Source organism: Brevundimonas sp. CURTG3B2_SDJG (assembly GCF_057364705.1).
The window spans coordinates 12,501-20,894 of record NZ_JBNFOJ010000012.1 but is presented as its reverse complement, the minus strand read 5'-3'; the positions used below and the strand labels follow the sequence as shown (position 1 = coordinate 20,894).

Annotated in this window: 5 protein-coding genes and 2 pseudogenes; 3 read left to right on the top strand and 4 right to left on the bottom strand. The window is 67.7% G+C overall.

The features are described from left to right. Positions 1-614 (top strand): hypothetical protein (locus tag AC2W7C_RS01545; RefSeq protein WP_485999859.1); only part of this gene is annotated, 614 nt, incomplete at its 5' end. 129 nt (positions 615-743) lie between these two features. Here AC2W7C_RS01545 and AC2W7C_RS01540 read toward each other — a convergent pair. The 4 genes and pseudogenes from AC2W7C_RS01540 to hfaA form a co-directional block, all read right to left on the bottom strand. Next, complete coding sequence (locus tag AC2W7C_RS01540) at positions 744-3,602, bottom strand: M16 family metallopeptidase (RefSeq protein WP_485999858.1); 2,859 nt, start codon at positions 3,600-3,602, stop codon at positions 744-746. Positions 3,603-3,732: 130 nt separating this feature from the next. Then, positions 3,733-4,994 (bottom strand): annotated as a pseudogene (gene hfaD, locus AC2W7C_RS01535) (holdfast anchor protein HfaD). Continuing rightward, positions 4,921-5,936 (bottom strand): annotated as a pseudogene (gene hfaB / locus AC2W7C_RS01530) (holdfast anchoring protein HfaB). Before hfaB ends, hfaD begins: the two co-directional pseudogenes overlap by 74 nt. Next, positions 5,933-6,361, bottom strand: coding sequence for a holdfast anchoring protein HfaA (gene hfaA, locus AC2W7C_RS01525; RefSeq protein WP_485999857.1), 429 nt, complete (start codon positions 6,359-6,361; stop codon positions 5,933-5,935). The pseudogene hfaB and the gene hfaA overlap by 4 nt, the downstream one beginning before the upstream one ends. A 184-nt stretch (positions 6,362-6,545) precedes the next feature. On the opposite strand from hfaA, the gene AC2W7C_RS01520 reads away from it, so the two are divergent. Further along, entirely contained in the window at positions 6,546-7,175 is a 630-nt protein-coding gene (locus AC2W7C_RS01520; protein WP_485999856.1) for a rhomboid family intramembrane serine protease, read from the top strand. Between the two features lie 44 nt (positions 7,176-7,219). After that, positions 7,220-7,648, top strand: coding sequence for a CBS domain-containing protein (locus AC2W7C_RS01515; protein WP_485999855.1), 429 nt, complete (start codon positions 7,220-7,222; stop codon positions 7,646-7,648). The last annotated feature ends 746 nt before the right edge of the window (positions 7,649-8,394 follow it).

Here is an 8,394-nt window from a genome sequence, read left to right as displayed (position 1 = left end):
CGGTCCAGGGCCGGGCTCAACGCCGCGCGGGCGGCAGCGTCTGGGTCGGCGGCGGCGGATCGGCCTATGTGACCGTCGATCAACCGTATCCGACCACGATCAACGGGCTGATGGTCGAAGGAGCCCGGACGCGTCAGACGATTCGCGTGCCCTATGAAGCCCGTCGCCGTTGGGAGAAGCGCGTGGTGATTCAGGCGGTCTGCATCGACGACCGCAACATCCCGCACCCCGCGTCCCAGGTCCGGCCCGACCGCGAGGTCGAGATGGGCTACGAAGGCGAGCTGTACCGCTGTCTGGCGGGCACCTGGCTACAGATCACCTGGGCCGAATACATGGGCGACATCCGCTTCGATCACGGCGAGACCATGAGTTGCCGCAAGGGTGAGGCGTTGTGGCATGGCCGGGGCCAGATCGAATGCCGCCCGCAGAAGGCCGAGCGCGAATGCAACGAACGCTCGCTGCTTCGCCGGTACGGCGCGGGCGTCAAGATCCTGACCTGGATCCGCGAGGAGACCTATACCGAATACCGCGAGGAAGTGATCGAGGAAGCCGGGGTCGCCGTGTCCGGCGGGGCCATCACCTTGGACGGCGGCGTCGGCGGCCGGGTGTTCTGACGCGGGTTGAACGCCGCGTTCAGCCTGCCGTCAGGCGGCCGAGCGCAGGATGATCGTCGTCGGCTCTTCGTCGACGATCCTGAGAAGCGACTAGCCCCGGTCCAAGCGGACCGGGGCCTTTTTCGTGCGCTACGGGGCCGGCGCGGCGGGCGTGGACGAGACCACCTGGACCTGCACGGCCTTGGCGTCGACCAGATATCGCTGGGCCAGACGCTGCACATCCGCCGGCGTGACGGCTTCCAGCACGGCGATGTTGTTAACGATCTGCTGCACGTCCGCCGGCCGTTCGGCGACGTCGGCGAGCTGGCCCAGCCAGTACTCGTTGGTCGCCTGGCTGAGGCGCAGGCGCTCGATGGCCGGAAGGCGGGCACGGTTCAGTTCGTCGTCCGAGGGCGGCGCGTCCCGCAGCGATGCGGCGATCGCGTTCACCGCGGCGTAGAAGGCCGGGATGTTGCTGCGCGCGATCTCCCCCTGGACCAGCATGAAACCATAGTCGGGGAAGACGTCCGAGAACTGCGAACCCACGCCCGGCGAATAGGCCAGGGCCTGCTTCTCGCGAATCTCCTCCAGCACCCGCAGCCGCAGGACCGCGCTCAGGATCGAAAGCTGACGCGCCTCGGTGCGGTCGCCGATCTGGTCGGTGGTCGGCCAGGCGACGATTGCAAGGGCCTGTTCGGCCGGTCCGGTATGGGTGAATTCGATGGGCTGGCTGGTCGGCGCCGGGAAACGCTTCTGGTCCGATCCCGGCAGGGGCTGGGCGTCGGGGCCGCGCGAGGGCAGAGCGCCGAAGGTGGAGGCGACCGTCGCGATGGCGTCGTCCACGGTGACGTCCCCCACGATGGTGACGTGAATCGGTCCGCTGGACAGGCCGCGCGTGATCTCGGCCTTCAACTGATCGTTGGTCCAGCCAGCCACCGCCTCCGCGGACGGCAGGCCGTCGCGGGCGTCGCCGCTGCTGAACACCCTGCCTCCGTCAACGGCGAAGGCGCCGCCCGGCGTGGCGCGGGCCTGGGTCAGTTGGGCGCCATAGGCCGACTTGAGCAGCTGGAAGGGGGCCGCACGCAGGCCTGGATCGGTCAGATAGGCCGTCAGCACCTGCATCTGCAGCGGCAGGTCGGCCGGTCGGGTGGCTCCCGAGAAGCTGTAGCGGTCGCTGCCGGCGCTAAAGCCGACGGAGTACACCCGGCCGTTCAGCACCCGGCTCATCTCATCCAGAGTCAGCTTGCCCAGTCCGCCGGCGGTGAAGACATTCGAGCCCAGGCCTTCGACGGTCGGGCGGTCGGTCGGCTGACCCAGTTCGCCGATCCCGGTGTCCACGCGAACCAGAATCTGCTCGTCGCGGAACTCGGTCGGTTTGACGGTCAGCGTCACGCCGTTGGCGAAGGTGACGACGGTCGCGCCGACCTCGGCGATCTCGCGACGGCTGGCGACGGTTCCCGACGTCCCGAAAGTCTCATAGGGCCAATCGAGCTGAGCCTGGGCGGCCGGGGCGCTCACCGGCGTCTGGCGGGACGCCTCCAGGGCGGCGGTCACGGCCGCTTCGCCGCCTTCGATCGGCTCGGGCGTGACCACCAGAGCCAGCGGGCCTTCGCCTTGGAAGACCCGGGGCAGGGTCTGGTTGACGGTCGCCGCCGTCAGGCCCTGGACCGAGGCGTTGAACAGATCCAGGTTGGTCTGCGGGGCGGTGAAGACGGTCTTGCTATTCACCGATCCCGCGAGGGCGTTGGCCAGGGCCGGCGTGCGGCGCGTGGCGGCGCCGGCGACGGCGGTCTCCAAGGCGGTGCGAACCTCGGTGATCTCGCGTTGCAGCTCGGCGTCCGACACGCCGTACTGGACCAGGCGGCGCTGCTCCTGATCGATGGCCTCCAGGGCGCGCTTCCATTCGCCGACATTGTAGCGGGCCGAGACCGAGGCCACGCCGAAGCTGTCGGCCAAGTCGAACTCGCCGCCGTTGGCGTTCAGGAACGGCGGATTGTCAGACCGCGCGATCTCGCCCAGGCGCCGATTCAGCACTGCGATGCCAAGCCGGCGGACCAGGTTGTCTCGGCGCTCGGCGACCGAATCGGGATCACGGTCGGGGTTGCGGATGAAGCCCAGTTCGATCGACGACTGGACGCCCGGCTCAACCAGGATACGGGTTTCCGGCCCGCGCGGCGCGACGGTGCCCAGGTCGGCTCGGGACGGCCGGCGACCGACGCCCTGCCAGCTTTCGAAGGCGGCCCGGACCTTGGTTTCCATTTCGTCGACGTTGAAGTCGCCGACGGCGACGAAGGTCGCGCGCTCGGGCCGGTAGTAGCCGCGGTAGAATTCCACGAACCGGTCACGCGGCGCGGTGCGGATGATCTCCAGATCACCAATCGGAAGGCGGTTGGAGATCCGCTGCCCCGGCGCATAGAGCGCCAACTGGGCCTTGATCGACCGAAGGCCCGGCGTATTGCGCAGGCGCTCCTCGCCCACGATGACGTTGCGCTCGGCCTCGACGGCGTCCGGAGCCATCAGCGCCTCGGACATCTGTTCGCGCAGGATGCGCAGGGAATCGTCGACCGTTCCGGCGTCCGCGTTCGGGATTTCCAGCATGTACACCGTCTCGTCGAAGCCGGTGGAGGCGTTGGTGTCCGCGCCAAAGGCCAGGCCGCGGCGCTCCAAGATGCGAAGCAGCTCGTTCTCCGGGATGTTCGTCGTCCCGTTGAAGGCCATGTGCTCCATGAAGTGAGCCAGGCCCAGCTGGTTCTCGTTCTCCATCAGAGAGCCGGCGTCGATGCGCAGGCGGAACGACGCCTGACCGGGCGGCGTGGCGTTGCGCATGATGGCGTACTGCATGCCGTTGGGCAGGACGCCGAAGCGCACGTTGGCGTCGGCTGGGATGTCACTGGTCGCCTGGGCCCACGGATCGGTCGGCGCGACCTGGGCTTGGGCCAGGGCGGGCGACGCCGCCGTGAGCGCGGCGAAGGACGCCGCGGCGAGAAGAAGGAGGCGTGCGGAACGCATGGGTCGGTCACTCCGATAGGCGCGAAGGACCCGATCGCGGGTGCGCCGGAAGAAAGGGAGGGACCGCGGATATTCAGAATGACGCCGCCCCCGGGTTCAACCCATCGGGGACGGGAGGGCGGCGCTCAAGTTACCGAAGATTAATGTGAGGGCCGTGAGACGTAAAAGGTCGCCGAATTGCCCACCGCGTTGGCGCCCGTGATGACCGCCCGGCCAGAGCCGCGACCGTTGTGTTGGCCCGGGCCGAGACGTCGCCGGAGTTGGTTTGACTGTTCGTGGCCTCCAGATAGCCCTGGCAGGTCGAGCAAGCGTAGCCGGTGACGGAATTGCCGACGGCGTCGGCTCCCACATAGACGTCGTAGCCGTTCGTGCCCGAGAAGGTCGCCGAAACGTCGACGCCGCCGGTATTGATCTGGGTGTTGTCGATCTCGACGTAGATGTCGTTGTTCCCGACCGACAGCTCGTTCGCCGCGCCGCGCGCATAGGCTTCCGCGCGGCCGTAGTCGTAGGCGGTGGTGGTGGCTGCCGCGCGGACGTAGGCCGAGTTGGTCTGTTCCGAGGTCGTCACGACCGAGCCGCCCTCGTTGTAGAGCACGGCCTGGTTCGCAGTGGCCGCGCGCGGGAGGCCAGGTCCCAGCCATTGCCGGTGTTGGCGCTGGATTCGGCCTCGATGAAGTCGCCGGTCGAGCTCTGGCGGATCGTCAGGTCCTGACCCGAGGTCTGGCCGCTGTTCACCGCGACGGCGTTGACGATCGATTGAGCGGTGACCGCGGCCTCGGCCGGAATGTACTGACTGTCGACCCGGCTGTACGAGCGCACAGTCGCCGAAGACGACTGGTCGATCGACCCGTTCAGGGCCGAGCCTTCGCCGTACAGGGCGGTGGTGTTCGAGATGGCCGAAGCGGCGACAGAGCCGCCCGACAGCAGGCGCGCGTTCTCGTCTCCGACCTCGCTGGTCGCGCTGACCATGCCGCCGGTGTTGGACTGCGTCGCCTCGACCGTCAGCCCGGCGTCGTAGGCGCTGACGGCCAGATAGTTGCCGCCGGCCTGGGTCAGGATGTTGACCTCGCCGCCGGTGTCGCCGCTCAGGACCACGTCCGTCCGGGCGAGCGAGTCGCCGCGCATGTCCTGATTGGACTGGACCGTGATCGACTCATTCTCGACCGAACCCGACGCCGTGTTGCCTCGGCTGGAGGTGTCTGCGGTCACCTGTTCGGTGGCGTCCACGACATTCAGGACCTGGTGCGAGAAGACGTCGCCCAGCTGCAGCTGTTCGTTCAGGACGATGGCGCCGCCAGGCGGCGTTTGCGCCGCGGCCTCAGTACCGGCTGCGACGCACAGCGCCGTCGCGGCGATCGTGCCAGCGAGACGGATCCGCACGGGTATCGCCATTGTTGGTGTCCGTGTTGGGGTAAGCCGCATAGTAGCCGCCGGTCGGGCCGACGGTGCCGCCCAGGGGGTCGGGGCCGGCGGACAGGCAAATGTCGGGGCCGGGGGCGCCGTACAGATTGGCCATGAATTCGACCGTCGCCCGCTCGATCAGGGCGCGCACGGCCAGCTGCACCGGCTCCAGCCCGCCTTCTCCGGCCGAGATGTCGAAGACGTTGCCGTTCAGGAAGTCGAACACCCCGGCGGAGATCTCCCGGCCGATGATCTGCTTCTGATACGAGACCACGTCCACGACCTCGAGCGTGGTGGTCTGGACCAGGCGCAGGTCGATGGCGATGTTCATCACATAGGACTTGCCCGCGAAGGCGGTCGACAGCGGCGTCTTGGTCTCGACCTGGCCGGCGGCCATGTCGAAGCCGCCCGAGCGGATGTTGTAGTTCACCTCGGTGATGCCGCCGACGATGTAGAAGTCGGATCCCGGGACCTGGCCGGCAGGATGCGGCGGTACTGGGTGTCTTCCGCGCCGCCGGGGCCTTCATCGCCGATCAGGCGATTGTTGGCGTAGCGCAATTCGAGTTCGGACACGGAGGTGTCGTAGCGCTCGACGATCCGGGCGCCGGCCTTGGCCAGGGCGGTGTTGGCCATCAGCGAGGCGCCGCCGGTGATCTGTCGGCCTCCGTCGGCCGAGACCGTGCCGGTGTAGTCGCTGATCCGGCCCACGGCGATGCGCGGGGAGGGGAGGCTGTAGCGCCGGGCGTAATCGGCCATGCAATACAGCGCCGCCGAATAGGGCGTCGGATTGGCGATGACCGGCGCGTTGCCGATCGGGGCGGCGTAGGTGCCCGCGGGCCCGGCCGAGGCCGAGATGCAGCCACTCAGCAGAGCGGCGACCGCGCAGGCGGCGCCGGCGGTCCTAGCGTGCCGAAAGATCCGGCCAGAGTTCATGGACGCCTCGGGCGGTTGAGGTCGGTGCCGGCGGTGACGTTGCCGTTGTTGACCTGGCTGGAGTTCACGATGACGGTGTTGTGATTGCCCTGGACGACGACGTTCAGGTTGTTGCCGATGGCGGTCGAGCCGCCGATCGTCGGACCGCCCGAACCGCCGACGCCGCCCCAGTTGGACGACACGCCGCCTGTCTGGCTGGAGTAGGCGCTGGCGCCGGACTGGATGATGCCGTTCACGATCAGGCGATTGCCGTTCTCGTCACGGGTCGATCCGGTCTGGGGACGGGCGGTGGTGTAGCGCGAACCGCCGTAGCCGGCCTGCAGACTGCCCATGCCGGACGAGCCGGCCGATTGCGCGAAGGCGCCGGCGGGAGCCATCAGGGCGGCGAGCGAAATCGCTGTGGCGGCCTTCAGACGGACAGACATGGCGGCACTCCGCGGGAATACGGTTTACGGGACGCTAAGCATCCGGGGAGCCAATCTGGGTCATGGTTATTAAGAACCGCTTGCCAGAGCGCCGGTCGGCGACCAATCCGGACGGACTTTCACCTACGAGGCTCCCCTGACCGACGCGCCGCCCGAACGGATCTTCAATGCGCCGACGGCGTCGGTGCTCGTCGCCGTCTCGATTCCCGCCCTGTATCTGGTCCAGCAGGCGCTTCCTCCAGCCGAATGGCTGGGTCTGGCCTTTCGGCCCGGCTCGTTGGCGGACGGCGGATGGTGGCCCGGCGTGCTGACGGCGATGTTTTTGCACGCCAACTGGGCCCATGTCGGGATGAACGCCGCCGGCGCCCTGGCCTTCGCCCCGCCGGTGGCGCGGCTTTTCCCGGGACTGCGAGGGGGAGCGGCCTTTCTGCTCTTCTATATGGCGTGCGGCGTGGCGGCGGCCGTGGGCTACGGGCTGGTGCATATGAGCAATCAGGACGTCATGGTCGGCGCGTCCGGCGCCGTGTTCGGCCTGACCGGGGCCGCGATTCGTTTGCTGGGGCGGCGGAATGGGCGGCTTCGGCCGCTGACGGACCGGCGCGTGGTGACGACAGCCCTGGCTTTGATGGCGGTCAACGCCTTGATCGGCCTTATCGGATTCGCTCCCGGCGCGGAGGGGCTGCAGATCGCCTGGGAGGCGCACGCCTTCGGCTTCCTCTTCGGCCTCCTGGCGATCGGCCCCTGGGCGAAGGCGTTCGGTCTCCGGATGCCCGCATTTGATTCGCCAGCCGATCTGCGCGACCCTCCGGCGTGAAGCGGCCCGTCCGCGGCCGCACTCTATAGAGAGGGAGAGCCGCGATGCTTGTCGCCGAGATTCTCAAGGACAAGGGAGACGCCGTCTATGCGGTCGGGCCGGACCTGACGCTGGCGGAGGCATGCGCCGAGCTGGAGGCCCGGCGGGTCGGCGCCCTGATCGTCTGCGACCGGGACAAGGTGGTGGGCGTGCTGTCCGAACGGGACGTCGTCCGGGCCGTCGCGCGCGAGGGCAAGATCGGCCTGGACCGGCCGGTCTCGGAGTTCATGACGGCGGATGTCGTGTTCACCGCCCCGGCCGAGACGGTCGGGATTCTCATGGAGCGGATGACCGAGCGCCGGATCCGCCACCTGCCCGTCCTGGCCGCGGGCCGACTGGCCGGGGTCATCTCGATCGGCGACGTGGTCAAATGCCAGATCGCCGAGGCCACTCATGAGGCCGAGTCCCTGCGTACATATATATCGGCGGGCTGATCGCCGGCGTGGCGGAGCGGCTCCAGCGACCGGGAGTCGGCGAGAAAGTTCAAAAAAGCTTCAGAATCGGGTTGCGGCGGGAAAGGCTGCTGCGTATATCGCCGCCTCGCTCGGAAACGGGCCGGCCGCCGGGGCCGCGGAGACGAAAGCCTCCCAGTCCCCACCGGAAAAAAGAGCCGAAAGGCTCTTGCTTCTGAAAGGCGGTTTGGTTAGATTCCGCGCTCCAATCGAATCGTCGGAAACGAACACAGAGGGAAGCCTCTCGGCTCTCCTCCTGGCGGTTTTTTGCGGTTTGGAAGGTCTCGATCTTCCGCTCCGCGAGATGGCTGAAAAGCCCGGTTGACACGGAGAGCGGCCTTCCCTAGAAGCCCGCCTCCACCGCCCTCCGGGGCGGCTCCGCAGAGAGAGGTTCTTCTTTAAAAAGAACCGCTTGACACGGAAAACGGAGGCGCTAAACACCCGCCTCCATCGCCTTCCGGGGCGGTCCTGAAGAGAATGGTTCTTCTTTAAAAAGAACCGCTTGACGCAGGAAAATGAGGCGGTAAACACCCGCCTCCCTCGCTTCGGCGGGGCCCGGAAAAAAGGGATCGTTCTTCGGAATGATCGCTTGACACGAACTTCTGAGGCGACTAAATCGCCGCCTCCGCCGAGACCGGGCGCTAAACGGTTGGGCCGGAAAGCTTCCGGTTCGGGTCTTTGAAATCGTTGATCTGGAAAGAGAAACGCAGGCGGCGGTGTCCTAGCGA

What these genes read in the sequence shown, in the direction of transcription:
- AC2W7C_RS01540 (WP_485999858.1), bottom strand. Translation starts at nt 3,602, where the DNA reads ATGCGTTCCGCACGCCTCCTTCTTCTCGCCGCGGCGTCCTTCGCCGCG.
- hfaA (WP_485999857.1), bottom strand. Translation starts at nt 6,361, where the DNA reads ATGTCTGTCCGTCTGAAGGCCGCCACAGCGATTTCGCTCGCCGCCCTG.
- AC2W7C_RS01515 (WP_485999855.1), top strand. Translation starts at nt 7,220, where the DNA reads ATGCTTGTCGCCGAGATTCTCAAGGACAAGGGAGACGCCGTCTATGCG.